33 protein-coding genes and 1 pseudogene are annotated in these 24,504 nt (G+C 60.5%); 17 read left to right on the top strand and 17 right to left on the bottom strand.

What is annotated here, in order from left to right:
- Positions 1–90: 90 nt before the first annotated feature.
- From NKH57_RS17440 to NKH57_RS17420, 5 genes are all read left to right on the top strand, one after another.
- Positions 91–1,095, top strand: coding sequence for a L,D-transpeptidase family protein (locus NKH57_RS17440; protein ID WP_352945691.1), 1,005 nt, complete (start codon positions 91–93; stop codon positions 1,093–1,095).
- 211 nt (positions 1,096–1,306) lie between these two features.
- Positions 1,307–2,374, top strand: a complete 1,068-nt coding sequence (locus tag NKH57_RS17435) for a type III polyketide synthase (protein ID WP_352945689.1) — start codon at positions 1,307–1,309, stop codon at positions 2,372–2,374.
- The gene (locus tag NKH57_RS17430; RefSeq protein ID WP_352945687.1) at positions 2,371–3,081 is read left to right on the top strand and encodes a methyltransferase domain-containing protein; all 711 of its coding nucleotides are present in this window, start codon (positions 2,371–2,373) and stop codon (positions 3,079–3,081) included. Before NKH57_RS17435 ends, NKH57_RS17430 begins: the two co-directional genes overlap by 4 nt.
- A gap of 2 nt (positions 3,082–3,083) precedes the next feature.
- Complete coding sequence (locus NKH57_RS17425; RefSeq protein ID WP_352945685.1) at positions 3,084–4,334, top strand: NAD(P)/FAD-dependent oxidoreductase; 1,251 nt, start codon at positions 3,084–3,086, stop codon at positions 4,332–4,334.
- Between the two features lie 207 nt (positions 4,335–4,541).
- Positions 4,542–5,006, top strand: coding sequence for a DUF2231 domain-containing protein (locus NKH57_RS17420; protein WP_352608239.1), 465 nt, complete (start codon positions 4,542–4,544; stop codon positions 5,004–5,006).
- A gap of 74 nt (positions 5,007–5,080) precedes the next feature.
- On the opposite strand, the gene NKH57_RS17415 is transcribed toward NKH57_RS17420, so the two are convergent.
- On the bottom strand, positions 5,081–5,245 hold the full coding sequence (locus NKH57_RS17415; protein WP_352945683.1) for a hypothetical protein: 165 nt from the start codon (positions 5,243–5,245) through the stop codon (positions 5,081–5,083).
- Positions 5,246–5,474: 229 nt separating this feature from the next.
- Entirely contained in the window at positions 5,475–5,711 is a 237-nt protein-coding gene (locus tag NKH57_RS17410; RefSeq protein WP_352945681.1) for a hypothetical protein, read from the bottom strand.
- A 78-nt stretch (positions 5,712–5,789) separates the two neighbouring features.
- On the opposite strand from NKH57_RS17410, the gene NKH57_RS17405 reads away from it, so the two are divergent.
- Positions 5,790–6,677 (top strand): isocitrate lyase/PEP mutase family protein, encoded by an 888-nt coding sequence (locus tag NKH57_RS17405; protein ID WP_352945679.1) that lies wholly within the window; start codon positions 5,790–5,792, stop codon positions 6,675–6,677.
- A gap of 25 nt (positions 6,678–6,702) precedes the next feature.
- Here the strand turns inward: NKH57_RS17405 and NKH57_RS17400 are convergent, their stop codons facing one another.
- Positions 6,703–6,924, bottom strand: coding sequence for a KTSC domain-containing protein (locus tag NKH57_RS17400; protein ID WP_352835550.1), 222 nt, complete (start codon positions 6,922–6,924; stop codon positions 6,703–6,705).
- A gap of 32 nt (positions 6,925–6,956) precedes the next feature.
- The gene (locus tag NKH57_RS17395; protein ID WP_352945677.1) at positions 6,957–7,433 is read right to left on the bottom strand and encodes a GFA family protein; all 477 of its coding nucleotides are present in this window, start codon (positions 7,431–7,433) and stop codon (positions 6,957–6,959) included.
- A 344-nt stretch (positions 7,434–7,777) separates the two neighbouring features.
- Here NKH57_RS17395 and NKH57_RS17390 point away from each other — a divergent pair, with 344 nt between their 5' ends.
- Entirely contained in the window at positions 7,778–8,386 is a 609-nt protein-coding gene (locus NKH57_RS17390; protein WP_352945675.1) for an alpha-ketoglutarate-dependent dioxygenase AlkB, read from the top strand.
- Between the two features lie 19 nt (positions 8,387–8,405).
- Here the strand turns inward: NKH57_RS17390 and NKH57_RS17385 are convergent, their stop codons facing one another.
- Together NKH57_RS17385 and NKH57_RS17380 are read right to left on the bottom strand one after the other, a co-directional pair.
- The gene (locus tag NKH57_RS17385) at positions 8,406–8,549 is read right to left on the bottom strand and encodes a hypothetical protein (protein WP_352729592.1); all 144 of its coding nucleotides are present in this window, start codon (positions 8,547–8,549) and stop codon (positions 8,406–8,408) included.
- Positions 8,550–8,914: 365 nt separating this feature from the next.
- On the bottom strand, positions 8,915–9,148 hold the full coding sequence (locus NKH57_RS17380; RefSeq protein ID WP_352945673.1) for a hypothetical protein: 234 nt from the start codon (positions 9,146–9,148) through the stop codon (positions 8,915–8,917).
- Positions 9,149–9,283: 135 nt separating this feature from the next.
- Between NKH57_RS17380 and NKH57_RS17375 the strand changes: the two genes are divergently transcribed.
- The 3 genes from NKH57_RS17375 to NKH57_RS17365 all read left to right on the top strand — a co-directional run bounded on the left by NKH57_RS17375 (position 9,284) and on the right by NKH57_RS17365 (position 11,599).
- Positions 9,284–9,901, top strand: coding sequence for a flavodoxin family protein (locus tag NKH57_RS17375; protein ID WP_352835534.1), 618 nt, complete (start codon positions 9,284–9,286; stop codon positions 9,899–9,901).
- Between the two features lie 158 nt (positions 9,902–10,059).
- Complete coding sequence (locus NKH57_RS17370) at positions 10,060–10,224, top strand: DUF3309 family protein (RefSeq protein ID WP_023757858.1); 165 nt, start codon at positions 10,060–10,062, stop codon at positions 10,222–10,224.
- A gap of 88 nt (positions 10,225–10,312) precedes the next feature.
- Positions 10,313–11,599, top strand: a complete 1,287-nt coding sequence (locus tag NKH57_RS17365) for an Nramp family divalent metal transporter (protein ID WP_352945671.1) — start codon at positions 10,313–10,315, stop codon at positions 11,597–11,599.
- Between the two features lie 36 nt (positions 11,600–11,635).
- Here NKH57_RS17365 and NKH57_RS17360 read toward each other — a convergent pair whose 3' ends face one another.
- Together NKH57_RS17360 and NKH57_RS17355 are read right to left on the bottom strand one after the other, a co-directional pair.
- Positions 11,636–12,334, bottom strand: a complete 699-nt coding sequence (locus NKH57_RS17360) for an MgtC/SapB family protein (RefSeq protein WP_352945669.1) — start codon at positions 12,332–12,334, stop codon at positions 11,636–11,638.
- Positions 12,335–12,476: 142 nt separating this feature from the next.
- Positions 12,477–12,737, bottom strand: coding sequence for a hypothetical protein (locus NKH57_RS17355; protein ID WP_352627210.1), 261 nt, complete (start codon positions 12,735–12,737; stop codon positions 12,477–12,479).
- 301 nt (positions 12,738–13,038) lie between these two features.
- On the opposite strand from NKH57_RS17355, the gene NKH57_RS17350 reads away from it, so the two are divergent.
- From NKH57_RS17350 to NKH57_RS17335, 4 genes are all read left to right on the top strand, one after another.
- Positions 13,039–13,233, top strand: a complete 195-nt coding sequence (locus tag NKH57_RS17350) for a DUF2934 domain-containing protein (RefSeq protein WP_352945667.1) — start codon at positions 13,039–13,041, stop codon at positions 13,231–13,233.
- Between the two features lie 76 nt (positions 13,234–13,309).
- Positions 13,310–13,495: a hypothetical protein gene (locus NKH57_RS17345; RefSeq protein WP_352627213.1), complete on the top strand. Its 186-nt coding sequence runs from the start codon at positions 13,310–13,312 to the stop codon at positions 13,493–13,495.
- The gene (locus NKH57_RS17340) at positions 13,492–14,388 is read left to right on the top strand and encodes an alpha/beta fold hydrolase (protein ID WP_352945665.1); all 897 of its coding nucleotides are present in this window, start codon (positions 13,492–13,494) and stop codon (positions 14,386–14,388) included. Before NKH57_RS17345 ends, NKH57_RS17340 begins: the two co-directional genes overlap by 4 nt.
- Before the next feature lie 130 nt (positions 14,389–14,518).
- On the top strand, positions 14,519–14,923 hold the full coding sequence (locus NKH57_RS17335; RefSeq protein WP_352945663.1) for a DUF427 domain-containing protein: 405 nt from the start codon (positions 14,519–14,521) through the stop codon (positions 14,921–14,923).
- Positions 14,924–14,950: 27 nt separating this feature from the next.
- On the opposite strand, the pseudogene NKH57_RS17330 reads toward NKH57_RS17335, so the two are convergent.
- The 3 genes and pseudogenes from NKH57_RS17330 to NKH57_RS17320 form a co-directional block, all read right to left on the bottom strand.
- A pseudogene (locus tag NKH57_RS17330) lies at positions 14,951–15,109 on the bottom strand (transposase); the annotation flags it as partial.
- Between the two features lie 102 nt (positions 15,110–15,211).
- Entirely contained in the window at positions 15,212–16,054 is an 843-nt protein-coding gene (locus NKH57_RS17325) for an SDR family oxidoreductase (RefSeq protein WP_352945732.1), read from the bottom strand.
- A gap of 103 nt (positions 16,055–16,157) precedes the next feature.
- Positions 16,158–16,541 carry a DUF1330 domain-containing protein gene (locus NKH57_RS17320; RefSeq protein ID WP_352945661.1) on the bottom strand — a complete coding sequence of 128 codons (384 nt, stop codon included), beginning with the start codon at positions 16,539–16,541 and terminating at the stop codon, positions 16,158–16,160.
- Between the two features lie 152 nt (positions 16,542–16,693).
- On the opposite strand from NKH57_RS17320, the gene NKH57_RS17315 reads away from it, so the two are divergent.
- Positions 16,694–17,587 carry a LysR family transcriptional regulator gene (locus NKH57_RS17315; RefSeq protein ID WP_352945659.1) on the top strand — a complete coding sequence of 298 codons (894 nt, stop codon included), beginning with the start codon at positions 16,694–16,696 and terminating at the stop codon, positions 17,585–17,587.
- 124 nt (positions 17,588–17,711) lie between these two features.
- Here NKH57_RS17315 and NKH57_RS17310 read toward each other — a convergent pair whose 3' ends face one another.
- Positions 17,712–18,131, bottom strand: coding sequence for an HD domain-containing protein (locus tag NKH57_RS17310; protein WP_352945657.1), 420 nt, complete (start codon positions 18,129–18,131; stop codon positions 17,712–17,714).
- A gap of 303 nt (positions 18,132–18,434) precedes the next feature.
- Here NKH57_RS17310 and NKH57_RS17305 point away from each other — a divergent pair, with 303 nt between their 5' ends.
- Together NKH57_RS17305 and NKH57_RS17300 are read left to right on the top strand one after the other, a co-directional pair.
- Positions 18,435–19,043, top strand: coding sequence for a cysteine hydrolase family protein (locus NKH57_RS17305; protein ID WP_352945655.1), 609 nt, complete (start codon positions 18,435–18,437; stop codon positions 19,041–19,043).
- A 95-nt stretch (positions 19,044–19,138) separates the two neighbouring features.
- On the top strand, positions 19,139–20,395 hold the full coding sequence (locus NKH57_RS17300) for a DUF763 domain-containing protein (protein ID WP_352945653.1): 1,257 nt from the start codon (positions 19,139–19,141) through the stop codon (positions 20,393–20,395).
- A gap of 38 nt (positions 20,396–20,433) precedes the next feature.
- On the opposite strand, the gene NKH57_RS17295 is transcribed toward NKH57_RS17300, so the two are convergent.
- The 5 genes from NKH57_RS17295 to NKH57_RS17275 all read right to left on the bottom strand — a co-directional run bounded on the left by NKH57_RS17295 (position 20,434) and on the right by NKH57_RS17275 (position 24,423).
- Positions 20,434–20,877, bottom strand: coding sequence for a PPC domain-containing DNA-binding protein (locus NKH57_RS17295; protein WP_352945730.1), 444 nt, complete (start codon positions 20,875–20,877; stop codon positions 20,434–20,436).
- Between the two features lie 52 nt (positions 20,878–20,929).
- Positions 20,930–21,247 (bottom strand): plasmid stabilization protein, encoded by a 318-nt coding sequence (locus NKH57_RS17290; RefSeq protein ID WP_352945728.1) that lies wholly within the window; start codon positions 21,245–21,247, stop codon positions 20,930–20,932.
- 87 nt (positions 21,248–21,334) lie between these two features.
- Positions 21,335–22,933, bottom strand: a complete 1,599-nt coding sequence (locus NKH57_RS17285; protein WP_352945651.1) for a DHA2 family efflux MFS transporter permease subunit — start codon at positions 22,931–22,933, stop codon at positions 21,335–21,337.
- The gene (locus NKH57_RS17280) at positions 22,930–23,874 is read right to left on the bottom strand and encodes an HlyD family secretion protein (protein WP_352608856.1); all 945 of its coding nucleotides are present in this window, start codon (positions 23,872–23,874) and stop codon (positions 22,930–22,932) included. The genes NKH57_RS17285 and NKH57_RS17280 overlap by 4 nt, the downstream gene beginning before the upstream one ends.
- Before the next feature lie 372 nt (positions 23,875–24,246).
- Complete coding sequence (locus NKH57_RS17275; RefSeq protein ID WP_023757844.1) at positions 24,247–24,423, bottom strand: hypothetical protein; 177 nt, start codon at positions 24,421–24,423, stop codon at positions 24,247–24,249.
- Between the last annotated feature and the right edge of the window lie 81 nt (positions 24,424–24,504).

Raw genomic sequence — 24,504 nt, 5'->3', positions numbered from 1 at the left:
CCGCCGTCATGCATCTGTCAGAAAGGGAACCAGATAGGGCGTGCCGCGTCATAGAAGTAGAGTTCTGTTGCTGTCCAGGGAGTGACATCGATGATCAGGCTCCTTCTTGTCGCCGCGGCGGCGCTCGTCCTCGCATGCGGTGGGACGGAGGCGGCCAAGCTGGACCCATCCGCTGTCAATCAGGCCCAATTCGCCGCCGGCGAGCCGACGGGCATCGATCCGACAGTTCTGAAGGCGCAGATTCTCCTGGATCGCGCCCGTTTCTCGCCGGGCCTGATCGACGGCCGGCTATCAGAGAATTTCGCCAAGGCCATTAGCGCCTTTCAGACGGCGAACGGATTCCGGGCCGACGGCAAGCTCACCCCGGAAACCTGGGACAAGCTCGTGGCAAATTCCGCCGGCCCGGTCCTGGTACCTTATGAGGTAACGCCCAAGGATATACGCGGACCCTTCACCAAGCGTATTCCGGCTCGCATGGAGAAGATGGCCCACCTGCGGCGGCTCGGCTATCACAACGCGGTGGAGAAGCTGGCGGAGCGCTTCCATATCAGCGAACAATTGCTCAGAGAGCTCAATCCGGGTGTCGGCTTCAAGAGGGCAGGCGCGACGTTGGCGGTACCGGATGTTGGCCGGGGCGATCGTCCTGACGCCGTTGCCGCTATCGAGGTCGACAAGGGCGCTCGCTTGGTGCGTGTGCTCGATCCGTCCGGCAAATGGCTCGCAGTCTATCCCGCGTCGATCGGCAGCGACGAAAAGCCGGCGCCGAGCGGCGCGGCGGAAGTCAAACGCGTGGTGCATCACCCCACCTATCACTACGATCCGGACTTCGCCTTCAAGGGAGTGAGGAGCAAGCTGCCCTTTACCATCGCTGCGGGGCCCAACAATCCGGTGGGATCGGTCTGGATCGATCTCTCAATCGAAAGCTACGGCATTCACGGCACGCCCGAACCCGGCAAGATCGGCACGACCTTCTCGCATGGCTGTATCCGGCTGACCAACTGGGATGCCGAAGACCTCGCCGCCATGGTGCCGACGGGCACGAAAGTTAACTTCAAGGACGAGATGGCGGACGCTGGCGATACGCGGCCGCAGTAGCGGTCGCCAGCCGCGACACCGACATGGAAGCGCGCGTTTCCGATTGCGAGACCAATATGATGTCCCGTGGCAGTGCGGCCGCCCGGGATGAAATCGGCTCTATGAAGCGTTCATGGAACAACGCTCAAACCATGCGCCCTAACTGGCGCCATTCAGCAAAGATCACTCGGGCATCCGCGCCATGCAGCGTGCGGCGCCCTGGGAGACGGAAATGCCCGCTAACGCCTATATCAACCGGATTGCGACAGCGGTTCCCGAATTTGAGGTTCATAGGTTCTATCTGCGGTTCGCGGCCTCCATGATCGCCGTCCGTCACCGCAGAATTTTCGAACGGATGGCCGGCCTTGCCGGCATAGAGAGCCGCTATTCCTGCTTTGCACCTGCTCTCGACCCGGAAGGGCCATCCGCCGACCTTGGCGGAACATTCGTTCGCGGCGCGTTCCCGGGAACCGCCATGAGAATGGCGATGTTTGGCGAAGCCGCTCCTGTGCTGGCGCAAAAAGCCGTCGACGGGCTGCACCTTGGCGACGACGCGTCGCGTATCACCCATCTCATCGTCACAACCTGCACCGGATTCTCCGCGCCCGGCATCGACTTGGATCTAGTCAAACGCTGCGGCCTCCCGGACGGCATCGAACGCACGATAATCGGGTTCATGGGCTGTTACGCGGCGATCAACGGTCTCAAGCTTGCCCGCCACATCGTCAGGTCAGATCCCCGGGCCAGGGTCCTGCTGGTCAATATCGAGCTCTGTACCTTGCATCTCAGGGAAAGCCCCGAACTGGAAAAGCTGCTGTCCTTCTGCCTCTGGGGCGATGGCTGCGCGGCAACTCTTGTCACCGCCGAACCGCCCGGCCTTGCACTCGACAGCTTTCATTGCATGGTAGCGGATGAGCGGCGCGACCTGATGAGATGGGATATTCGCGACCATGGCTTCGACATGGTTCTTTCCGGCCAGGTGCCGACGGCGATCCAAGAGGTATTGCGGAGCAACCATGATGCCTTTCTCGGCGACCGGCCACCGGAGGCGATCGACCTCTGGGCCGTGCACCCGGGCGGACGTTCGGTTCTCGATGCCGTCGAGAGGGCGCTGAAACTCGAGCCCGCCGCGCTGACGCCATCGCGCGAGGTGCTGCGCCGATATGGCAACATGTCGTCGGCAACGGTGATGTTCGTGATGGAAGAAATGCTGAAGGCCCCATCCGGACTGCTCGGCTGCGGAATGTCGTTCGGACCCGGACTGACGGCCGAAACCATGCTTTTTCGGACCGTGTCATGAACGCGCTCAATCACCGCAGCCTCGTCCCGGAAATCCTCGACGGACTTGCGGCCGACGATCCGCGGGCGCTGGCCTCGCGCCGCGACCTCCGTTGGATCAATGCGTTGATGTTTCAAGCGCCGATCATGGCGTCTTTGCTCAGGAAATTCGTGCCACGACCACCGCGCCGCATATTGGAGATCGGCGCCGGCGACGGCACCTTCATGCTCAAGCTCGCGCAGCGAATGGCACGGCACTGGCCCGAGGTAGAGCTGACGCTGCTCGACCGCGTCAGTCTCGCCGGTCCTGGAATCCTCGCCGAATTCAACAGGCTGGGATGGAGCGCTGAAGTCGTCACCGCCGACGTCTTCGACTGGGCCGAAGGGAACGGGGGCGAATGGTTCGACGCGATCACCGTCAATCTCTTCCTGCATCATTTCGATGACGTCGAGCTCGTGCGTCTGTTTTTACTGCTGGCGTGGAAAGCCCCGCTGCTCCTGGCGACGGAACCGCTGAGGGCAAGGTTCCCTCTGGCCGCGACCCTCCTTCTCCCGGCGATCGGCGCCAACGACGTCACGCGACATGACGCGGCTCAGAGCGTGCGTGCCGGCTTTCGTGGTAAGGAGCTTTCCGACCTCTGGCTTGCGGCCGGCGGCAGGCCACTCGAGGAGCGGCGTGCCGGTCCGTTCTCGCACGTCTTCGCCGGCGCCAGTGCACGATCGAGATGATCATGAGGCGACCATCCACCCACGATGCGATTGTCATCGGGGCCGGCCCGGCAGGCACTTCGCTGGCTTTGCTGCTCGCCCGGCGCGGGTGGTCCGTCGCGATCGTGGAAAAGAAAATGTTCCCGCGCCGCAAGGTGTGTGGCGAATACATCTCGGCAAGCAATCTGGCGCTTCTCGACCGACTGGAGGTCGGCGATGCCTGGCGCGCCAATGCCGGCCCCGAAATCCGCCGCGTCGGCTTCTTTTCCGGAGCGACTTGCGTCGAGGCGCCGATGCCGGGTGCAAAATATGGGCCTCCTGTAGAAGGCGCCTTCGGCCGGGCGCTCGGCCGGGACATGCTGGACCATTTGCTGCTGCAAGCGGCGCGATCGGCGGGCGCCGAAATCTTTCAGCCTTTTCGCCCCGTCGCCATTGATCAGGATGGCGAGATGCAAGCCGTGCGAATTCAGGCAAAAGACGAGAATTCCGGGGACGGAACGACAGTCTTGCGGGCCCAGGTGGTCGTCGCCGCGCATGGTTCCTGGGAACCGGGACCGCTGCCAAGCCAGCTCAACAAGGCCAGCCACCCGTCTGACCTGCTCGGCTTCAAGGCGCATTTCACCGGGGCGTCGCTCGCGTCTGATCTGATGCCTCTGCTGATATTTCCCGGCGGCTATGGCGGCATGGTCCTTGCCGATCATGGCCGCATGTCGATCTCTTGCTGCATAAGGCGTGACATGCTCGCGCGGCTGCGCATGAACCATGTCTCCGAACCTGATAGGCCCCGGCAGGACGGCCATCCGTCGGCGGCTGAGGCGGTCTTTCGCCATCTCATGGCTTCTTGCCGAGGTGTGAGCGATGCTCTTGACCGGGCGTGCCTCGACGGTCCGTGGCTTGCAGCCGGCCCGATCCGGCCTGGCATCCGCGCCTGCTATGAAAAGGATATCTTTCGCGTCGGCAATGCCGCAGGCGAGTCTCATCCGATCATCGCCGAAGGCATCTCGATGGCACTTCAGTCCAGCTGGCTGCTGGCCGCCGAACTCGCCGGCGCGTCAAGCGGCCAGGCGGGCCGCGAAGCTGCAGGCAGACGCTATCAAGCGGCCTGGAGGAAACTGTTTTCGACACGGGTCTACGCAGCTGCAGCCATTGCCCGAACGGCCCTCTGTCCCGGCGGCGCAGCATTGATGGGTGCGGCTGTCCGCAGTTTCCCGCAAGCGCTGACACTGGGCGCCCACATGAGCGGCAAGACCAGAGCGATCCCCGGTCTTGCATGATCGGCGCTGCGGCGCTTCGCTTGCGTTCGTGGCATTGAGCGAGCCGGGTTATGGAACATTCCGTAGCAGCCAGCGTTCTGCCTGTGGTTTCGGGTTAGGCCCCCTAGCCGGCATAGACGGGCATCTTGGTCCTCTATGCGCGCCATCTTGGACATGCACTGCCGCCGGCGTGGACGCGTCGGCGCGACGTCTGTTGGAGGCATCATAATGACCCACAACCCGCGCAGCACAGCCAGCGTCTCCGGCCATCCAATCCATCCCATGTTGATTCCTTTCCCGATCGCGTTTTTTGTTGCCACCTTGGTTTGCGACCTGATCTTCTGGCGAACCGCTAACCCGGGCTGGGTCACCGGTACGCTTTGGCTCCTTGGAGCGGGCCTGATAATGGCCGCCCTGGCAGCCCTTGCCGGCCTCACGGATGTCTTGGGCGATGTTCAAATTCGCAATCTTACAACGGCATGGCTTCATGCAGGTGGAAATGTACTTGTCGTCCTGATCGAACTTTACAACTGGTACTCCCGATACGAGCATGGCGCGGCGGCTGTGGTTCCCACCGGCCTGATCCTCTCGTTGATAGTGGCTCTCATCCTGCTGTTCACAGGCTGGAAGGGATGGGAGATGGTCTATCGGCATCGCGTGGGCGTCGCTGACGGGTCGAACGAGTTGCGCTGAACCGGCGCGTAGCCAAGTGCCTGTTCGAACTCTCGAAGGCGCCGTTGGGAGTGCGTTACTTCCTTCTGAGGCGGCTATCCTTCCGCCTTGAAGTTCTTGGCTTCCTTTTCAACCTTCGAACTGTCCTTGCCATGCTTTTGCATGAGGTCCTTGGCCTGTTTCGGCGAAATGTCGGTCGTCTCCGCCAGGCGCAATGCCTTCTTGTCCTTGCTTTCGGTCTTCGGTTTCTTGGTAGGCATAGATTCTTGAACTCCCATTGCTGATCGCGACTGCGTCAGATGCGAGGGCTGCACTCGCGATTCCCGCCCAATCGGCTTTGCCAGCATTCCGTTGGCCTCGATACGGGCACAACGGCGGGACGACGGGGGAGGTTCCCCCGAGACTTCTCACAAGTCGGTTGCGGATTTAATTGCACCGACCGTTTACGCCGCCAAGAGCGCTCGCAAGGTCTCGAAGGTCAGTCGAACGTCAGCGAAGGTGCTCAGCGATTTCGCTGGAGACCGCCAATTCTACGTTAGCGTTGATGGTGATCTCAAACAGACGCAAACCGCCAACCGCAACGGCGCCGGTAAGCGCATCCGGCAAGGCTGCAATGTCGTTCACTGACGTGAAGCGCCGCCCTTTGCCGCCTACCGCATGCACGAGCCCAATGAAATCGGGCGCCTTGAGAACTGCCAACTCCGGCTGAAGTCCTTTGTTCGCCAAAGCTCCTGGAACCTCGATCTATCGATCGCGTTTCCGACCGGAGGTTCGAAAATGGTCCGGCGTCCGTCCTGGAAATCGATGATTGATCATAACGCGCCGCTGGTGTTGCCGTCGGCCGGTGACGCGCTGACGGCCCGGTTGATCGAGCGCGCCGGGTTCCCGGCCTATCAGATCGGTGGCTTCGCCATGGTCGCTGCCATGCACGCGGTGCCCGACATCGATCTCGAACAATTTGGCGAAAAGCATGCCAGGGCGCGCGAAATCGTCGAAGCTTCCGACCTGCCGGTGCTGATCGACGGCGACGACGGCTATGGCGATGTCAAGAATGTGACGCGCACTGTCAGGAGCTACGAGGCGATCGGTGCCTCGGCCCTGTTCATCGAGGACCAGAAGCCACCCAAACGCTGCGGCCACATGGCTGGCAAGGAGGTCGTTGCGCCGGAATTCATGGAGCAAAAGATTCGCGCCGCCGTCGCGGCACGCACCGACCCGGATTTCTTCCTGCTTGCCCGCACCGATGCGCGGCAGCCGCACGGGCTGCGCGATGCGATCGACCGCGGCAAGCGCTATCTCGACGCCGGCGCCGACGGTGTCTACGTCGAGGGGCCGACCAGCGTGGAGGAGCTGAACCAGGTCGGCGAGGCGTTCAGAAACGTTCCACTGGCCACGAGCATCCTGGAGCGCGGCGGCAAGACGCCCTGGCAATCGCCTGCCGAGTTGCATGAAATGGGCTACGACATGATCCTTTATCCGACGACGCTTTTGTTCCGTGCTGTCCATGCCCTGCAGCAGGCGCTCGACGATTTGCGGCAAGGCAAGCCGCTGGTACCGGAAGCAAGCGTCGACCTCGCGAGCTTCGAGGACATCGTGCGCATGTCTGAATGGGCCGGGATCGAGAACCGTTTCATGGATCAACCTCACGACGGCATGATAAAGAAGATCAAGCAGAAGCTGTCAGGGCAATGACCCCGCAAAGCCGCCTTAAAGCACTTCATTTCCCGCCTGCCTCCCGTTTCACAAAGCGGTGATGTTTGTGCCGGTCGCGAATGAATTCATTGAAGAAGCGGCCTTTGGACGACGCCTTTCTGAAAGCGGCGTAGGTTGCCGGGGGCACGTCCTCGTAATCATAGCGAATACCGCTCGGCACAAACCAGACGGAAAGGATCCTGGTCGTGGGGTCGTAGCTCGTTTCGCGGATCACAGTCGACGGCATGTCGTCACCCGTTGTCACTCGGACAAACCCCCTCAGGATTGTCCGGTTCCACGGCGGGAGATGATACTCTGGTATCTGTCACGCGGATTGCCGAATTCCGCATTGCGCTTTCTCGAATACTGATCGATGCGCGGCAGGTCGTCGTCAACGTCGACCCAAGGCAGTCGCAGGTCCCAATAGGCATGTGCCTGGGGCCGGAAACGCTCGGGATTATCGAAGAAGCCGATTGCCAGATAAAGCTCATTCGGCAGGCCGTCATCGCTGTAGCCTATCGAGGTCCCGCAGTCCGGGCAGAATGTCCTTACGACGCCGCGAGTCCTCGAAAAGGTTTTCGGCGTTCCCTTGAGCAGCCGGAATTGCTCGGGCCGATAGCCAACCCAGACCGTAAGCGGACTTCCAATGGCCCGCCGGCAATCATCATCATGATCGTAGCATATCCAGAAAGGCTCACCGTGCATGACGGCGACAACCCCTCCGCAGAAACAGGCGCCGGTCTCAAGTCGCGGCATTGGGAGACCTGGTCGCTGCTGGATTCAGACAGGAGGGCGGTGGTGATACTGCGAATCCTCGGGCGCCAGTGCTCAGCGCATCGATTGGGCGTTCTGTTGCATTGGGCATGGTCAAGGAAACTCCGATGGACGGTCTTCGAACCGGTGAACCCGAAGTTGGTTCCAAGCACGCCAACTCCAGCCTGGTAGAAAACAACACAGGCGTCGGCGATCGAAGTGCGCGCGCCGACGCCGCCGGGAACCGCGAAAATCGGCGGTAGCCCAAACCGCTGACCACCCGGATGAATGGTGTTGGAAACAAACCTTGAGGTTGCGGGATGGATTCGTTTCACCATCTAAGGACCATGTCGTCGCTGAAAACCAGGACTACCGCTTCCGCGCGCCAAACCGATCTCTTCGGTGCTGCCGACGATCTGCCGCAGGGATTTTTCTACCGCCCGGACTTGATCACGCCGGAAGAAGAAACCGAACTCGCCCGGCAACTGCAAATCCTGCCATTCCAGGCATTTGATTTTCATGGCCATCTGGCAAACCGGCGCGTCATCGGTTTCGGCATGCGCTACGATTACGACCGGCGTGAAGTCGTGGAGGCGCCCGCGATACCTGATTTTCTACTGCCTCTGCGCAAGAAGGTCGCGGCCTTTGCAGGCCGGCCTGCCGAAGCTTTCGAGCAGGTGTTGGTCAACGAGTACCAGCATGGCGCTGGTATCGGCTGGCATCGCGACAAGCCACACTTCGAAGATGTGGCCGGCGTTTCGCTGCTGGCGCCGTGCAGTTTCCGCCTCCGGCGAAAGAATGGCACCAGATGGGATCGACGGACCATCGTCGTCGAGCCAAGGTCGGCCTATCTCATGACCGGTCCATCGCGCACGGAATGGGAGCACAGCATCCCACCGCTTGCGGAGCACCGTTATTCAATCACCTTGCGGACATTGCGCCCTCGAAATCCCTGATGCCTCGCGCACTGGCTTTTCAGAATCGCGGGAGGTTTGTTTGAAGCAGAAGTCCAGCTTTCAGCAAGGTGAAGAATCCGATGGCCAGTTCACAGTCAATGATGGTGGTCGCCAGGCGCCCGATCCACCAGACGCCGATGGCGGTTGCTAACGCCTGTTTCATCGGACGCTGACCTATCCAGCCAACCAGGCAACGCGGAATTGGACCATCTTGCCCGAAAACTGGAAGCTGCTCCGGCGCCAGTGGGAATATTCGCATGCAATCGCCGCCGGGCTCAATGCCTTGGCGTTGCTGATGCTTTTCATGTCGGCGCTTCGCACCGTACCGCGCTAAAGCACCAAGTCATTCTGGTCTTGTGTTCCCCTACGAAAAGCCCCACCGGCGCTGGGCCGGTGGGGCATAGTCCGAAAAGCCGACGCGATGGCTTTCCCGTCGCTGGAGTAAGGCGACTGCGACCTCAACACTCAAGGAAAGCCTAAGTTCCATTGTTTGCTAATATATCATCGCGTGAAGCCCGATTGCTTCATCTAGCTCGGTGCAAAATCCGTCGGCGCTTTCACGAATGGCTCGGGCGCCTCGATAGGCAGAAACTCACCGCAATTGGCGATCAACTGGCCATGCAGGTTCTTCGCGCCTGACAGCCTCAAACCCTCGAGATAGTCGTCGATCGACCCGAAGTCCGCGTCACCCCGGATGGCGAAAAAAGAGGAATTCGCGCGACGGGAAAAGACATGGCTCCGCAGCCGGCCAACGGTCTGCATGCCGTGTCCGTCCGCGGAACAAGGATTTACCCTTGGCGTTAAATGCCAAGCGATCCCGCAACGAGTTGCATAAACGCGCCGCCGCGTGGCAGTCGCGGCGATTGCAGCTGGCTGGGACAATGCAGGAGATCTCACATGCCACTTACAGCCTTCGCCCTCAATTGCTCGCTTAAAGCTTCGAATGACAGAGAGAAATCCTCGACGGACCGGCTGCTTGCCGATGTTCTGGCGGCGCTGGTGCCATACGGCGTCAAAGGCGAAATCGTCCGTTCTGTCGACCAGGATATCAAGCCAGGTGTGCTTTCCGATCTGGGCAAGGGCGATGATTGGCCGGAACTCAGGAAGAAAATTATGGCGGCCGACATCTTCGTGCTCGGCCTGCCAATCTGGCTCGGCCAGCCCTCGAGCATCGCCAAGCGCGTTCTGGAGCGAATGGATGCGTTTTTGGAGGAGACCGATGACAAAGGGCGCATGCCGGCAGCAGGAAAGGTAGCTTTGGTGGCCATCGTCGGCAACGAGGATGGGGCGCACCACTGCCACGCGGAATGTTTTCAAGCATTGAACGACGTCGGCTTCACCATTCCCGCCAACAGCGGGGTCTATTGGGTCGGCGAAGCCATGGAAGATGTCAACTATGTCGACTTGCCGGAAACACCGGAAAAGGTCTCTGGCACTATCGAAATGGCTGCTTCCAACGCCGCCCACCTTGCTGGATTGTTGAAAGGCCAAGGCTATCCAGGCGTCACGGGATGAGTTTGGTCACGGCATGTTGAAACTGCCGATGACCGACATGTCAGGGCCAGTGGACCCCCGGGAACTGGAAGGCTGGTGGCGAGTTCATATCCTCAGCAGGCGGCCGCCGGTGGCTTCGGACGGCGGGAAGCTGCAAACAGGAGAGGAGAGGAAACGTCATGAGTCTCGGCACCATCCTCATCATCATTCTAATTCTTGCATTGCTTGGCGGCTTTAGTGGACTTGGCGGCGGGCCATTCTATGGCACCGGCTATTATGGTGGCGGCGGCCTCGGTCTGGTGCTGCTTATTGTTATTATTCTGGTCGTGCTCGGGCGCATTTAGCGTCACCTGACCCGAATGTTCGGCTCGTCGCTTTTGAGCGGGCGGCGGGCTTTGTAATGCCTGACGTAAAACGACAGCGAAGGAGAGAGTGCTGAACGCCAATGCTTCCGGTGGAGTGAGGGCGCCAAAATCGCGGCTTCTCACCGTCTTCGGGCCGGGCTTGATAACCGGAGCCTCCGACGATGATCCGAGCGGCATTGCCACCTATTCACAGGCCGGCGCGCAACTTGGCTACGGACTGGCGTGGACGATGTTGTTCAGTTATCCGCTGATGTCCGTCGTTCAGGAAATCAGTGCGCGCATTGGCCGGACCACCGGCCGGGGCATTGCCGGCAACATGCGGGTCTACTATCCAGACTGGCTTCTGCAGACGATTGTTTGTCTTCTTCTCATCGCCAACACCATCAACATCGGCGCCGACCTTGGTGCCATGGCCGATGCGTTGCGGCTAATCGTTGGCGGCCCGCAACTCCTCTACGTCGCGCTTTTTGCGGGCATATCCGTGGTTCTTGAGATATTTCTAAAGTACAGCAGCTACGTCTCGATCCTGAAATGGCTGACCGTTTCGCTGTTTGCCTATTTCGGCACGATCCTGTTCGTGCACGTGCCATGGGCAGAAGTCGCGCGCGGACTATTCATCCCGACATTGTCGCCAGACCCGCAATTCTGGACCACGGTCGTGGCCATTTTCGGCACCACCATCAGCCCTTATCTGTTCTTCTGGCAAGCCTCGCAGGAGGTTGAAGAAGAAAAAGCCAGTCGACGCAAGCCTCTGAAAAAGGCACCGCGGCGGTCAACCCACGCCATCAAGCGCATCCGGCTGGATACTTATGTTGGAATGGCATTCTCGAATCTGGTTGCCCTTGCCATCATAATAACCGCAGGCGCCACTCTGCATGTCAGGGGCATCACCGACATAACATCCTCGAGCCAGGCCGCGGAAGCGCTGAAGCCCGTCGCCGGCCAGTTCGCGTCGATGATTTTTGCCCTCGGCATAATCGGAACCGGGCTCCTGGCAATTCCGGTCCTTGCCGGGTCGGCTGGTTATGCGCTTGGCGAGGCGCGCAAATGGCCGATCGGGTTGGAGCGCAAGCCGCTGCAGGCAAAAGCGTTCTACGCGGCGATCGCTCTGGCGACGCTCCTTGGTGCGTGTCTCGACTTTACACCTGTCAACCCGATCAAAGCCCTCTACTGGAGCGCGGTGGTCAACGGCGTGGTCGCGGTCCCGGTGATGGTGGTGATGATGCTGATGACGGCGCGACGCGATGTGATGGGGAATGCCGTTGTCCCATTGGCCATGCGCCTGGTGGGCTGGGCAGCGACAGGCATCATGGCGCTGGCGGCCGCGGTCATGATTTTCCAATTGTTCTATTAGCAGGCGTTCATGTTAGGCAGGACAATCGCAATGTGGTCAGTGCGCCGGCTCGCTGACGAGACTGAATTTCTTGACTTCGCAGTGCTGGTCCAAGAGCGAAAGCAAATCTGTCGGCGGGCCGCCACGGTCCGGTCGCGTCCAGGCGATTTCAAATGAGAAGACGGGATCCTGGTGATCCGGGCGCTCCATGCCAACCAAGCGTGCCCGGTAACCCAGCGGCTTGACGATTTCGCCGAGATCGCCGGTCTTTCCCGCCTTCCAGGCGATATCCAGTTCGGCGTGATGGTCGCGGGGAATGCGCACGTCGATCCATTTCAGCACGAGAAGTGTCAACAAGGTTAGCGCCGTCCCAGCCACCCCCAAACCGTACTGACCGCCGCCGAACGCCAGTCCGATCGCCGTCATCACCCATAATGTGGCAGCCGTTGTGACTCCGCTGACAAGGTTGCCGCGGCGAAGGATGGCGCCCCCGCCGATAAAGCCGACACCGGTCAGCACGCCAAGCGGAAAGCGCAACACGTCCATGGAGGCAAAGGAATCGGGATTTTTGCCGCCGACTCCCAGCAGCAGATTTGCCTGTGCCATTGTGAGAGCGGCGGCCAATCCTACCAGAATGGTCGTCCTCAATCCTGCCGAATGGCCGCGCGCTTCGCGATCCAATCCTATCAGCGCACCGGCAAGCACGGTCAAAACCAACCGTGCCGCTATATCTTGCCAATCCGGACTAAGGGGCATCGCAATGACCTGGATTCGAACCCTCGCGGGCACTCAATCCGCAGTCGCACGTTAGGTTCCCAACGACGTCTTGACGGTAAGCCGTGCGATCGATTGGCAGAAGAGATAACGGCGCATGGCGTCAGCCCAGCGAGCAATGGATTTAGCGGCGCGGATAACGAATCGGAATCTGCACCACATTCTCCGATCCAGGCAGATCGAACGCCATGGCCAACTGGCGAACGGAGGCCATTTCCACGATCAGTTCTTCGATCGAGAGGTCCGGCAAACCTGTCTTCACCTTCTGCCTCACCCTGGCTGCAAGCTCATGAACCCGCACGGGAACGAAAAGCGGACTGTCATCCAGCAGCTTGCTGATTTCGATCACTACATCGGCGTCGATGTCTTTCGGCAATTCCCGCATGGGCGTCACCTTGGTCTCGAAATGCCCGTCATGTCTTTCGATCCGGGGCGATCAGGGCACTGCCCATCGGGCGATGGTGGAGGCCAGGCGTGCAGGGCGCAGATCAACAGTCAGATACATTGATCCGCCAGCGCTGGCATGTCACGAAAAAACGTCGGTACGGCAATAACCAAGCGGTTTGAGCTCGCCAATCCATATGCGCCTTGTTTGAAACGCAGCGCCCGCGGCGGCCCTCTCCCGGCAGAGAGGAACAAAAAATATCGTCCGGAATTGAGATTGATGGATCGGAGGATCGAATGTCATGGACAGCAGGGAAGAGCGCATCAAACGGCGTGCCTACGAAATCTGGGAGCGGGAGGGCCGTCCGACTGGGCGCGAGCAGGAGCACTGGGATCAAGCCGTGCAGGAGATAGAGGGAGAAGGTCCGGAGGTCGAACGCGGCCCTATCGTTCCTGACCCGACAGTCAGTGCCGGCTCAAAAAGCTCGAAGGATTGAAGGCTGGCCCGAGCGCCACCCAGGCAACCAAATTCGCGGAGCCTCGTTTGTCGGATATCAGCCAGAGGAGGTTTCGATGAAGAGATCCTTGTCGCTTCTGGTGTTGGCTGCGGCTCTTGCGCTCGGCGCCTGTGATAACAGCATCGAACCGACGAAAGCCAACACCGACGCCGTCAACAAGAACCCGCAGGTCGACCAGGACGCCAGACCCAAGTCGACGACTGGTGGCGACCAGCCGGTTACAGCGCCGGAGAGCAAATGAATCCCGTCTCATCTTGTGATACGCCACTGCTGCGTATCGCCTATGTCGGTGGCGGGCCAGAAAGCGGTGCGCCCGTTGTGCTGCTGCATGGTTGGCCGGACGACGCGACCACTTACGCGCGCATTTCGCCGGTCCTGCATGAGGCCGGCTTTCGGACGTTTTCGCCGTGGCTGCGAGGTTTTGGACGGACATCGTTCCTGTCGGAAGAAACCATGCGATCCGGCGAAATTGCTGCAATGGCGCAGGATGTGCTGGACTTTGCCGACGCGCTTGGCCTCAGCCGCTTTGCGGTCGTCGGGCACGACTGGGGAGCACGGATTTCCTACCTCCTGGCCTCGATTTTTCCCGATCGCATCAGTTGCTGTGCCGCGCTATCGCTCGGCTGGCAACCCGGCAAGCCGGTAACGCCGGCGCCTGAACAGGCGAAAGCATTTTGGTATCAATGGTTCATGGCAACAGCGCGCGGCGCCGAGTTCGTGCGAAAGAATCGCAAGGAATTCGCCAGATTCCAATGGGACAGCTGGAGCCCATTGGGCTGGTTCGACGATGCCATTTTCGATGAAGTGGCTGCATCCTTCGAAAATCCGGATTGGCCTGATGTGACGCTGCATTCCTACCGGGTTCGCTGGGGTGAGGCGGAGCCCGATCCCCGCTACGCGGAGCTGGCCCGCCGGCAAACATCGGTCAAGATCATCACGGTGCCGACCTTGACGCTGCATGGTGGCGACGACCGTGTTGTGCTGACCGCATCGTCGGAAGGGCTGGAGGAGCATTTCACTGCGCCCTACAAACGAGTGGTCCTGAATGCAGTCGGGCACTTCCCAACACGTGAGGCCCCACACGAGGTTTCACGACTGTTGGCGAGCTTTCTCGACAGTTACGGCAGGCAATAAAGCGCTTGGCTCGGCAGTCATTCGGCTTCATCGGACAGCTGGAACCTGATGCATCGCCGCGCATTTCGTCTCCATGGATGGCGGACCGGAACGCCGTCTCGCGATCAATCGGTAGCCAGGGAGAATTCGGATGCAAACTCCAGTCGCAACTGCTGAACACCACCAACTGACCATAGAACCGTTTGCCGGCGCGGTGACGGTGCGATTTTCCGATGCCATAGTCGCGGCTACGGAGCATGCGAAGATACTCAGGGAAGAGGGACGTGAGCCGGTGTTCTATATCCCTTTCGAAGACATCTATTTCGAGCTTTTCGAAAAGACAAACACGACAAGCAGCTCACCGCTGAAGGGAACCGCGAGCTATTGGCGTGTCCATGCTGTCGGTGGTTCGGCCGATGACTTCATGTGGACATACGAGACGCCGGATACGGCAGCGCGGGCCATTGCACGTCATGGCGCTTTCGATCCGGAAAAGGCGCGCATCGATATCGACCCGATGGAGGACAAACGTCACACGCCGCATGTCATGGAATAGTATCGTTGGACCTCTGGCGGGCAGTTGCTAGGACGTAGACTCATTGCCGCGTAGCCAGATGCGGATTGCGACGAGTTTGAGCGCGGTAAGATAGTTCTCAGCCAGCTTGTCGTAGCGGGTTGCGATGCGGCGGGATTGCTTGGCTTTGTTGAAGAAGCGCTCAACCAAGTTGCAGGTCTTATACAAGAAACGGGCTGAAGCAGATCGGGTCCTGCCGAGGCAATATCACTCATCTGATCTGCCGTGAGCATCAGTTTGATCGGCCTGCCTTTGGCGTCGACAAGAGCATTATTTGCGGCCGTTCTCGTCGATGGCGAGGGAACTCGACAGCTCGCGATAGGCATCGATCTGCTGCTGCAGAATGGCAATCTTCTGCTCTGCCGTGGCAATGGCATCGGCACCGGCAAGGAAACGGTGGGGCAGCACGTCCCCAGCCGTGAGCGTGATCAGGGCGCGCGCAAGCTTTGCGGGGTCACCCCCTTGCTTGCCGTTTTGAGAACGCCAGAAGGCGATCTGCGCCGTCCGCCGCTCATGGTAGTCCTCGACGGAAGGCGCGGCATAGTTGGTCGACTCTTCCGTGAGAAGCTCGGTGCGGAAGAAGCCCGGGTTCACGATCATCGTCTCGATGCCGAACGGCACGACTTCGGTCTGCAGCGCCTCCATCCAGCCGTCGAGGCCGAACTTCGAGGCTGAATAGGCCGTGCAGAACTCGAAACCCATCAGCCCGGCCGTCGAGGAGATCGAAATGACCCTGCCGGACCGTTGCTTGCGCATCGCTGGCAGAAAGGCCCGCGTCACGTTCATGGGACCGACGAGGCCGGTGCTGAGCTGCAGTTGCATCTGTTCGGCGGTCAGCTCTTCGAAGTAGCCGGCAAAGAAGCTCGCCGCATTGTTGACCAGCACGTCGATGCGGCCAAACCGGTCAAGCGTGGCCTGGGCAGCGGCTTCGGCGTCGGCCGCGCTCGTCACGTCCAGCTTGACGACAAGGAGGTTCTCGGACTCTCCCACGGCCCTTGCGACCTTTTCCGTGTTGCGGCCGGTTGCCACCACCTTGTGGCCCGCCGCCAATGCGGCCTTGGCGATATCCAGACCGAGGCCCCGGCCTGCGCCGGTGATGAACCAAACACTCATATTGGGCTCCTGTTCTCTAGGCCGCAGCTCGGCCTCGAATTCGGACGGGATGGCCGGCAGGGGCTGACGTCCCATGCTGGCATCCATCCGTTGGCGGACTGCGTCACTGCGGAAGGCCGGCGCCTTCGGTTATGATGCGAAATCCTTCGGTCGACTTGGTGAAAAACTGCCGGGCCGCCGTGTATTCCGGCGAGTTGTAGTAGCGCTGGGCATCAGCAAGGCTCGGGAACTCGGCGATGGCGATCACCGATCTCGAGCTTCCTTCGATGGCAGTGACATTGGGATTGTAGACGATCACGCGGCCGCCATACCGGGTGACGAGCGGCGAGGCGGCTTCGATGTACTGCTGAAACACCGCCTGATCCTTGATGTCATAGCTGCCGATCATGTAGGCGCGGGGAACGGCGCCCGTCGCTTCCTGAGCAAAGGCGGCCGGGCTCACGACCATGGTGAGGGCGGCGAGCGCGCCGACGACTACCTTCTTCATTTTGTTCTCCTTCAGTCGGCCAGTTGGACGGTAGGCATTGCGCGGAGAGTTGCTCCGGTGGACCGTCTGGCCTTGAGGTCAGGAAGTTAGCTTCTTTGGCGGCATGCAATTAGATGGTATAATCTGCATGGGCTTAGAAATGGGATTGATGAATGCGTCGCGACAGTCTGGATGACTTCCTGACCTTCATCGCCGTCGCCCGCGAGCGCAGCTTCACCAAGGCGGCCGCCAAGCTCGGCGTGTCGCAGTCGGCTCTAAGCTATTCGATCCGGACGCTGGAAGAGCGCCTCGGCGTTAGGCTGCTGACCCGCACGACCCGAAGCGTCTCGCTCACCGAAGCGGGGGATCGCCTATTCAGAAGCATCGCTCCCCAGTTCGATGAGATCGCAAGCGATATTGCCGCCCTCAGCGCCCTGCGCGACAAGCCGGCCGGCACAATCAGGATCACCACAGTGGAGCATGCCAGCGAGACGCTCATCTGGCCTGCCATGGTCGGGCTCATGCGCGACTATCCCGACATCAGCGTCGAGATCATCCATGACTACGGCCTGGCAGACATTGCGGCCGATCGCTTCGACGCGGGTGTGCGGCTTGGCGAACAGGTGGACAAAGACATGATCTCGGCGCGCATCGGGCCAGACTTCCGCATGGCGGTTGTGGCAGCGCCTTCATACTTCATAAGCCGCTCCCGTCCGGTCACGCCCGCAGACCTTGCCGATCACGCGTGCATACCTCTGCGACTGCCCACACATGGCGGCTTTGCACCGTGGGAGTTTCGCAAGGAGGGGCGGGAGCTGAAGGTGCGCGTTCGAGGACACGCCGCGTTCAACACCCTCGCGATGATCCGTCAGGCCAGCCTTGAGGGATTCGGGCTCGCCTACCTGCCCGAGGACCTAGTGACCTCCCCCCTTGAAGAGGGTCGCCTGGTGCGTGTTCTTGAGGACTGGTGCCCCCTTCGGCCGGGATATCACCTGTATTATCCAAGCCGGCGCCAACCCTCGCCGGCTTTCGCACTCGTGCTGGAAACGCTGCGCTACCGCGACTGAGTACGGTTGAAATAAGGATCGTCAGCCTCGGCGACCATGGCACCTGTCCAAGCCGCCCAGTACAGGAAGTCCGGACGTCCGTTTCCCACCGATCCCGGGCTTCTCCAATTTATGAGTTCACGGCCTAGCGCTCGGGGAATTCCTCATCGAGGATGCGCAAGGCTTCTTCGTATTTGGCTGTCGAGGCTCCAATTTGCCGTGACTGCCAGATGTTGTCTTCGAGGTCAGCGCGTTTTACCGGCAGCGCCAGCGGATTCGATGCAGCCCGCCGCACGAACGTGAAATAGTCCTCGCCGTCTCTGCGCGACATGGCATCGACCGCAGAAGCAATCGACGGTCCAAAGCCGGTCTCTTCCAGCTTGGCCCGAGACCAGCCTTCGCCTTTTTCCAGGACATCATGCAGATAGGCGACGACCTTCTGATCCATCGTCTCGACAGCGTCGACGACACGTCGGCAATGCTCGATATAGGGTTGCCCGGTCTTGTCGCGCTGCGCTGCGTGAACCTCTTCCGCAATCTTGGCCGCTCGATAGAAAATGCTCATCGTCGCTGTCCCGGCCGCTTGTCTAAATGCTGATAAATGGCAGCCATCGGAATTTCTTGCGAGTTCATCTCCAAATCGCTGCCGAGGCCATTGTTCCTTGTCTCAAGGATTTCGTCGGAGCGCCGTTCGCCTCACGGATGCGCTCTACCCGCGAATGGCGTCGATCCATGAGGCGGAAACGTCGATGGCTGATGTCGGTTCCTGAAGCGACGAGGAACGAGTGCCGGCACGGGACGTTCTGATCGATGCCTCCCACGGCAAGGAAAAGCTCGTGAAAGAATCCGACCGGGTACGGATTTCCTGATGTCGATGCCGGGTTTGACATACGGGCCTTTGGGCGACCGCTGCATGCATGTCTGTGTTGACATGCAGCGGCTGTTTGCCGAGCCGTCACAATGGGCAACCCCCTGGATCACTCGCGTGCTGCCTCGCATCGAGAGCCTGGTCGAAAGGAGGGCGCAGCAGACGGTCTTCACGCGCTTCCTGCCTGCCCAGAAGCCGGGGCAAGGTGTCGGCACATGGAAACGCTACTATGAACGCTGGACCTCGATGACGATCGAAAGTATCGGCGACGAAATGGTCGGACTGTTGCCGGCTTTGGCCGCTTATTGCCCGCCGGCCGCAGTCATCGACAAGCACATCTACTCGCCCTGGTTTGAGGGCCTGCTCAGGGCTTTTTTGACCGAGCGCGATATCGATACGCTGGTCATCACTGGCGGCGAAACCGACGTATGCGTTCTGGCCACGGTGCTCGGAGCAATCGATTTCGGGTATCGCGTGGTTCTCGTTACGGACGCGCTGTGCAGTTCTTCCGACGCGACCCATGACGCGCTGCTGACCGTTTATCACCAGCGATTTGCGCAGCAGGTCGAAACGGTCGAGATGGAGATGGTTCTCTCGCACTGGACTTGATGTCGCGGGGCGTCAGCCAGCCAGAAGCATCGAGTGCTTCTTCGTGCGGTCTGGGGTACCTATCTATCGAGGGAACGGCAGGCATAGGAACAGACGTGGCGCAACGATCGGGAAGTGCTGATCTTCCACTTCACGGTGGACGCGTGCCGAAATGGCTTGGCGACCGCATGACGCGCCTGGGCGCCGTGATGTGCGAGGCAATCATTCATCACTACGGTCGCAACGAGTTGCTACGCCGGTTGGCGCACCCGTTCTGGTTCCAATCCTTTGGCGCCGTCATGGGTATGGACTGGCACTCGTCCGGTATCACGACCAGCGTCGTCGGCGCCTTGAAACGCGGTCTGACGCCGCTCTCCGGCGAACTTGGCATTCATGTCTGCGGCGGCCGCGGCACGCATTCGCGCAAGACCCCGCATGAACTTGCAATCATCGGCGAGCGTGTTGGTTTTGACGGAGCGGGCCTGGCAACCGTCAGCCGGCTTGTCGCCAAAGTGGACAGCGCCGCCGTCCAGGATGGCTTCGATCTTTATCTGCACGGGTTCATCGTTACCGATGACGGCGACTGGGTCGTGGTCCAGCAAGGCATGAACGGCGACAGCAAGGTGGCGCGCCGCTATCATTGGCTGTCCGAAGGTTTGACGAGTTTCGTCGATCAGCCGCACACCGCCATTGAGGGCGCCAATCAAGGCGAGATCGTCAATCTGACCGACCGTCGCGCCGAAGCTTCGCGCCAGGGACAGTTGGATCTGTTGCAGGACCTTGGGCCGGATCGCATCCTCAAGGAGTTCGCCGCATTGGAGCGCGGTGCGGCACTGGCACCGCAACAGCTGTTGCTGCCGCATCTGATCATGCCATCTCATCACGATGTGCGCGAAAGCGATGTCATCATGCGTCGGCTGCATGGAAACATGGCGGCCGCCGCCGAACGTGGCCCTGAGGATTTTTCCGAGCTCCTTCTGGTACCAGGTGTCGGTGCGCGCACGGTGCGCGCGCTGGCCCTTGTCGCCGAAGTGGTGCATGGCGCGCCGTGCCGTTTTTCCGATCCCGGCCGCTTCTCGCTGGCGCATGGCGGCAAGGACAGGCATCCTTTCCCTGTACCTCTAAAAGTCTATGACGAGACCATCGGTGTGCTGAAGTCCGCCGTGCAAAAGGCGAAACTTGGTCATGACGAAGAAATCGGCGCCTTGAAGCGGTTGGACGACCAGTCGCGGCAGGTCGAGCGATACGTCACCGGCCCCAGCCTGAAGGAAATTGTCGCCGGAGAATTCGACCAGTCGCATCTGCTTGGCGGTCGCAGTGTTTTTGGTTGGGAAGCCGCACCGGACAAGGTGCCGGCGGAGAAGAAGGCGTGACAAGATCGCCTTGAGCGAGCCCAGGCCGGTTTTGGGCTTCACGAGTCCAGATCGATCAAAGCGACGCCGAGTTCAGGACGCTTGCGGCGGCGAAGGTGGCCGGGCGCTTCCACCAAGGTGATTTCAAGCGTTGGCCGAACGATGCCGTCAAGCAGATGTCCACCCCGGGTGGTGCCGTCGCTCAATCCGAGCACCGCGTGGACGTGCAGGCTGGGCTCGCCATCGTCGCCGAGCGCTACGTCGCCGATCGCGCTAAGGACCTCGCATTGCTCGTCGATCGGGATTCTGCAATAGGTCCTCGCATTCGGATCAAACCAACCCACGGTCGCGCTTTCGAAAGCTCCGATGGCGGTCAAGGACGCACTGCCGATTTTCTGGTCGACCGCGAAGCCGGTCAGTGCGGCGAACGCTTCTTCGCGGGGCTCGAGCACCAAGACAAATGTCCTTTGCCCGCTGATCTCGTTGACAAGCTGCGACTTCATGCACGTACTCCCATCGGCTTGGGCCTTGTCAGCCTGAATGGCTTCGTCCAGGTCAATGAACGTGGTGTTCGGCATTCCGCTTACGTGTTGCTGCAGCTTTCTTGGCCGATTCCGATCGGCTTGCGGCGGACCGTGATGCGGATGCCGTGCCGCCGCTTTTGCCGCCCTTGTGCGCCGCAGGATGGCCGGTGTGTTTGCCGCGCCCGGATCCGCCTTCTTTCTTGCCGCCGCCATCGTCCTTGTTGACGGTCGCCCATGCCCGCCTTTCGGCTTCTTGCCCGGAGACGCCGCGCTTCTCATAACCTTCCGCAATATGATCAGCTTTGCGTTCCTGCTTGTCGGAATATTTCGATTTTTCGCCTCGTGGCATGACTGTTCTCCCTGTTCTGTAAAGTCTGAACGGAGAGCCAGCGAGAGAGTTCCAATCGAAAGATCGCGACATGCAGGCAAGGCATAGCTATCGCCGGTCGGGCTTCGGGTTTGACGACCGCAACAGCAAGGCGAGGGGAACGAACAGGGCCGTCACGATTGCGCAGTACCCAAACACGTCGATATAGGCGAGCAATGAAGCCTGACGCGCGATCAATTGTCCGAGCCAACCGATCGCCTGCTGCTTCGCTTCGACCATCGGTGAGCCCTGAGCGACGAAGTGCTCGGTTACCTGACGCAGCATCTGTTGGTAGGTTGGTGAGGATTGCACGGTGTGGCCGACAAGATTTGCCTGATGCAGTTGCGCGTTCTGGGCGATCACCGTGTTGGACAGCGACACGCCGATGCTGCCGCCGATGTTGCGGGCAACGTTGATCAGCGCCGACGCTTGGTTCGTTTGCTGCGGAGCGAGACCGACGTAAGCCGCCGTCGAAATCGGGATGAACAGGAACGGCAGGCCGATCATCAGGAAGATGCGCGCAAAGGCAAAGAAGCGGAAGCTGGCATCCGGGGTGAGCGACGTCATGTGCCACAGGGCGAGCACCACAACAGACATGCCCATCATGATCAAATATTTGGGCTGAACGATGCCTGCGGCAAATCCGGAAATCGGCATCAGCATCAGCATGGCAATGCCGCCGGGCATCATCGAGAGGCCTGACAGGGTCGCCGTGTAGTCGAAGGCGGTCTGTTGCAGCTGTGGCATCAACTGCGTCGTGCTGAACAGCACAGCGCCGACTGCCATCATCACCAGGAATGACATACCGAACTGGCGGCCGAACAGCAGACGGATGTCGACGATTGGATCGCGGTGGCGGAATTCCCAGGGGATGAGCAGCAGGAACGAGATCGCCGAAATCACTGCAAAAGCCGTGATGAAACCCGATGCGAACCAATCGTTGCGCTGACCTTCGTCGAGGAAGATTTCCAGGGAGCCAAGTGCGGTGGCGACCAGGAAGAACCCAACCCAATCTATTCTGAGGCCGCCCTTCAGCCGTTCCCGGCGTTCGCGCTCGATCACGTCCGGCTCGACGAGCAGCCACTGCACCAAAGCCAGCGACATGATGCCGAAGGGCACGTTGATGAAGAAAATCCAGTGCCAGGAGAAATGGTCGGTCAGCCAGCCGCCGATGGTCGGGCCGACCGTCGGTGCGACGATGACGGCTATGCCATAAAGGGCAAAAGCCTGGGAACGTTTTTCGGGCGGAAACGTGTCGGCAAGGATGGACTGTTCACTCGGCGCCATGCCGCCGCCGCCGAGGCCCTGCAAGATCCTGAACAGGATGAGCATTTCCAGATTGGGCGCGAGGCCGCATAGCAGCGATGCGATGGTGAAGGTCGCGACGCAAAGCATGTAGTAGCGCTTCCGTCCGATCACGCTGGCCAGCCAGCCGCTGATCGGTATGATCACAGAATTCGCGACCAGATAGGTGGTGATCACCCACGTGCTTTCGTCCATCCCGGCCGCCAGGCTGCCGGCGATGTTTCGTAGCGCTACGTTGGCGATCGAGGTATCGAGCACCAGCATGAAGGTCGCGATGGAGACGACGATAGCGATCAGCCATGGATTGCGCCCACCGGCGGCGGACCGGCTTTCGCTATGGTCGCTGACCATTTCGTCGCTCATCGCACCTTGACCGCCGGCACCACCGACAGGCCCGGGCCCAGCAGCACGCCAGGTGGTTTGTCGAAGACGATCTTCACCGGCACGCGTTGCACCACCTTGACGAAATTGCCGGTGGCGTTTTCTGCCGGCAGCAGGCTGAAGGCGGTGCCGCTGCCCGCCTGGATGCTGTCGACGCGGCCATGGAAGGATCTTTCCGGATAGGCGTCGATGTCGATGTCGACCGGCTGCCCCGGCCGCATCAGATCGAGCTGGGTTTCCTTGAAATTGGCCTTCACCCAAACCTCGTCGGGAACAAACATCATCAGCACCTGGCCGGGTTGGGCATAGGAACCGTTGGCAACCGAGATGCTGGTTGCTCGTCCGGAAACCGGTGCCGTGATGGTGGTGCGGGACAGTGTTGTGCGCGCTTGGTCCTGGCTCGCCTTGGCCTGACCGAGTTTGGCTTCGGCGCTCTTGACCTGTGCCTGCAAGACAACGACCTGGCTCTTCGCGGCAGCCACATTGGCCACAGCACTATCGAGAGCAGCCTGATCCTGGCGCAGCGTCGACGCTGCCTGCTGTGCCTGCTGTTGGGTCGCTGTGCCCTTGGCCAGAAGGTCACGGTTGCGCTGGTCCTCGGCCTTGGCGAAATCGAGTGCCGCCTGGGCCTGCGCCATCTGCTTCTGCGCTGCATCGACCTTTGCGTTTTGGGCTTCAATCTGAGCCCTCATCTCGACAATGTCGGCTTGCGCCGAGGTTACGCCGGCATCGGCTTGCTTGAGGCCGGCCTGATAGTCGCTGTCATCGATGCGCAACAGGACGTCGCCCGCCTTGACCGGTTGGTTGTCGGTCACCGCCAGGTCGGTGATACGTCCCGATATTTCGGCGCCGATGGTTATCGTGCGGGCGTCGATGAAGGCATCGTCCGTCCATTCATATTGGCGTGCGTTCAGCCACCACATGGTCATTCCCCCGGCGGCCAGCGACAGCACGATCAGGATTGTAATGGATATGTAAGGGTGCCGCCGGGGGAAGCTTTGGAGGCTGGGCTTTTGATTATCCGCCCCCTTGTCCCGCGCTTCGCGCTCCGGAGTGCCGGGCTGCGCCGCATCGCCCTTGCGTTTTGCCGACGCATCCGATCTGGCCTTGCTCGAAGCCCCGCGCGGATCTCTGGTTTTGTCTGGTTCTTTGGTTTCGGTTTTCGCGTCCACGGGAGAACTCTCAAGCAAAGGCGCCGACCGCTTTTTTCGGGTCAACGGCAGCTGTTCACAAAAGTTCCTGACGAACAGGCCAGCGTGACAGTTGGCATTTTCGGGGATTGCAGCCGAAGCCATTCAGCCGACAGCGAATCTCACCACAGCTATGAGGATCACAATACCGACGAGGCCTGCGACGAAGATGATACGGCGTGTGCGGGTCCGCAAGATGATCTCGCCTTGCCGCGCCTGTTCAGCCGAAAAGACAGGGCCTTCTTTCTGATCGCTGCGTCGATCGCTCTGGTCACTGCTCATGCTCGTCTCCTTCGTTGGAGCCTGACGAAGACAACCACCGCGTTGCTGGTGAAGTTCCACGTGACCGCCCCGCAAAAGAAG

Origin of the sequence: Mesorhizobium sp. M1050 (assembly GCF_040318715.1) — a bacterium.
Taxonomy (GTDB): Bacteria; Pseudomonadota; Alphaproteobacteria; order Rhizobiales; family Rhizobiaceae; genus Mesorhizobium.
This window is presented reverse-complemented; position numbering and strand designations above follow the sequence as displayed.

Excerpts from the sequence above, each read along its gene's own strand:
- NKH57_RS17325 (WP_352945732.1), bottom strand. The coding sequence starts at position 16,054 with ATGAGTGTTTGGTTCATCACCGGCGCAGGCCGGGGCCTCGGTCTGGAT.
- NKH57_RS17390 (WP_352945675.1), top strand. The coding sequence starts at position 7,778 with ATGTCGTCGCTGAAAACCAGGACTACCGCTTCCGCGCGCCAAACCGAT.
- NKH57_RS17335 (WP_352945663.1), top strand. The coding sequence starts at position 14,519 with ATGCAAACTCCAGTCGCAACTGCTGAACACCACCAACTGACCATAGAA.
- NKH57_RS17355 (WP_352627210.1), bottom strand. The coding sequence starts at position 12,737 with ATGCGGGAATTGCCGAAAGACATCGACGCCGATGTAGTGATCGAAATC.
- NKH57_RS17345 (WP_352627213.1), top strand. The coding sequence starts at position 13,310 with ATGAAGAGATCCTTGTCGCTTCTGGTGTTGGCTGCGGCTCTTGCGCTC.
- NKH57_RS17380 (WP_352945673.1), bottom strand. The coding sequence starts at position 9,148 with ATGCAGACCGTTGGCCGGCTGCGGAGCCATGTCTTTTCCCGTCGCGCG.
- NKH57_RS17425 (WP_352945685.1), top strand. The coding sequence starts at position 3,084 with ATGAGGCGACCATCCACCCACGATGCGATTGTCATCGGGGCCGGCCCG.
- NKH57_RS17295 (WP_352945730.1), bottom strand. The coding sequence starts at position 20,877 with ATGAAGTCGCAGCTTGTCAACGAGATCAGCGGGCAAAGGACATTTGTC.
- NKH57_RS17280 (WP_352608856.1), bottom strand. The coding sequence starts at position 23,874 with ATGTGGTGGCTGAACGCACGCCAATATGAATGGACGGACGATGCCTTC.
- NKH57_RS17395 (WP_352945677.1), bottom strand. The coding sequence starts at position 7,433 with ATGCCGCGACTTGAGACCGGCGCCTGTTTCTGCGGAGGGGTTGTCGCC.
- NKH57_RS17405 (WP_352945679.1), top strand. The coding sequence starts at position 5,790 with ATGATTGATCATAACGCGCCGCTGGTGTTGCCGTCGGCCGGTGACGCG.
- NKH57_RS17315 (WP_352945659.1), top strand. The coding sequence starts at position 16,694 with ATGCGTCGCGACAGTCTGGATGACTTCCTGACCTTCATCGCCGTCGCC.
- NKH57_RS17340 (WP_352945665.1), top strand. The coding sequence starts at position 13,492 with ATGAATCCCGTCTCATCTTGTGATACGCCACTGCTGCGTATCGCCTAT.
- NKH57_RS17320 (WP_352945661.1), bottom strand. The coding sequence starts at position 16,541 with ATGAAGAAGGTAGTCGTCGGCGCGCTCGCCGCCCTCACCATGGTCGTG.
- NKH57_RS17440 (WP_352945691.1), top strand. The coding sequence starts at position 91 with ATGATCAGGCTCCTTCTTGTCGCCGCGGCGGCGCTCGTCCTCGCATGC.
- NKH57_RS17400 (WP_352835550.1), bottom strand. The coding sequence starts at position 6,924 with ATGCCGTCGACTGTGATCCGCGAAACGAGCTACGACCCCACGACCAGG.
- NKH57_RS17420 (WP_352608239.1), top strand. The coding sequence starts at position 4,542 with ATGACCCACAACCCGCGCAGCACAGCCAGCGTCTCCGGCCATCCAATC.
- NKH57_RS17430 (WP_352945687.1), top strand. The coding sequence starts at position 2,371 with ATGAACGCGCTCAATCACCGCAGCCTCGTCCCGGAAATCCTCGACGGA.
- NKH57_RS17310 (WP_352945657.1), bottom strand. The coding sequence starts at position 18,131 with ATGAGCATTTTCTATCGAGCGGCCAAGATTGCGGAAGAGGTTCACGCA.
- NKH57_RS17385 (WP_352729592.1), bottom strand. The coding sequence starts at position 8,549 with ATGAAACAGGCGTTAGCAACCGCCATCGGCGTCTGGTGGATCGGGCGC.
- NKH57_RS17275 (WP_023757844.1), bottom strand. The coding sequence starts at position 24,423 with ATGAGCAGTGACCAGAGCGATCGACGCAGCGATCAGAAAGAAGGCCCT.
- NKH57_RS17375 (WP_352835534.1), top strand. The coding sequence starts at position 9,284 with ATGCCACTTACAGCCTTCGCCCTCAATTGCTCGCTTAAAGCTTCGAAT.
- NKH57_RS17305 (WP_352945655.1), top strand. The coding sequence starts at position 18,435 with ATGTCGATGCCGGGTTTGACATACGGGCCTTTGGGCGACCGCTGCATG.
- NKH57_RS17360 (WP_352945669.1), bottom strand. The coding sequence starts at position 12,334 with ATGCCCCTTAGTCCGGATTGGCAAGATATAGCGGCACGGTTGGTTTTG.
- NKH57_RS17415 (WP_352945683.1), bottom strand. The coding sequence starts at position 5,245 with ATGCCTACCAAGAAACCGAAGACCGAAAGCAAGGACAAGAAGGCATTG.
- NKH57_RS17370 (WP_023757858.1), top strand. The coding sequence starts at position 10,060 with ATGAGTCTCGGCACCATCCTCATCATCATTCTAATTCTTGCATTGCTT.
- NKH57_RS17350 (WP_352945667.1), top strand. The coding sequence starts at position 13,039 with ATGGACAGCAGGGAAGAGCGCATCAAACGGCGTGCCTACGAAATCTGG.
- NKH57_RS17435 (WP_352945689.1), top strand. The coding sequence starts at position 1,307 with ATGCCCGCTAACGCCTATATCAACCGGATTGCGACAGCGGTTCCCGAA.
- NKH57_RS17290 (WP_352945728.1), bottom strand. The coding sequence starts at position 21,247 with ATGCCACGAGGCGAAAAATCGAAATATTCCGACAAGCAGGAACGCAAA.
- NKH57_RS17285 (WP_352945651.1), bottom strand. The coding sequence starts at position 22,933 with ATGAGCGACGAAATGGTCAGCGACCATAGCGAAAGCCGGTCCGCCGCC.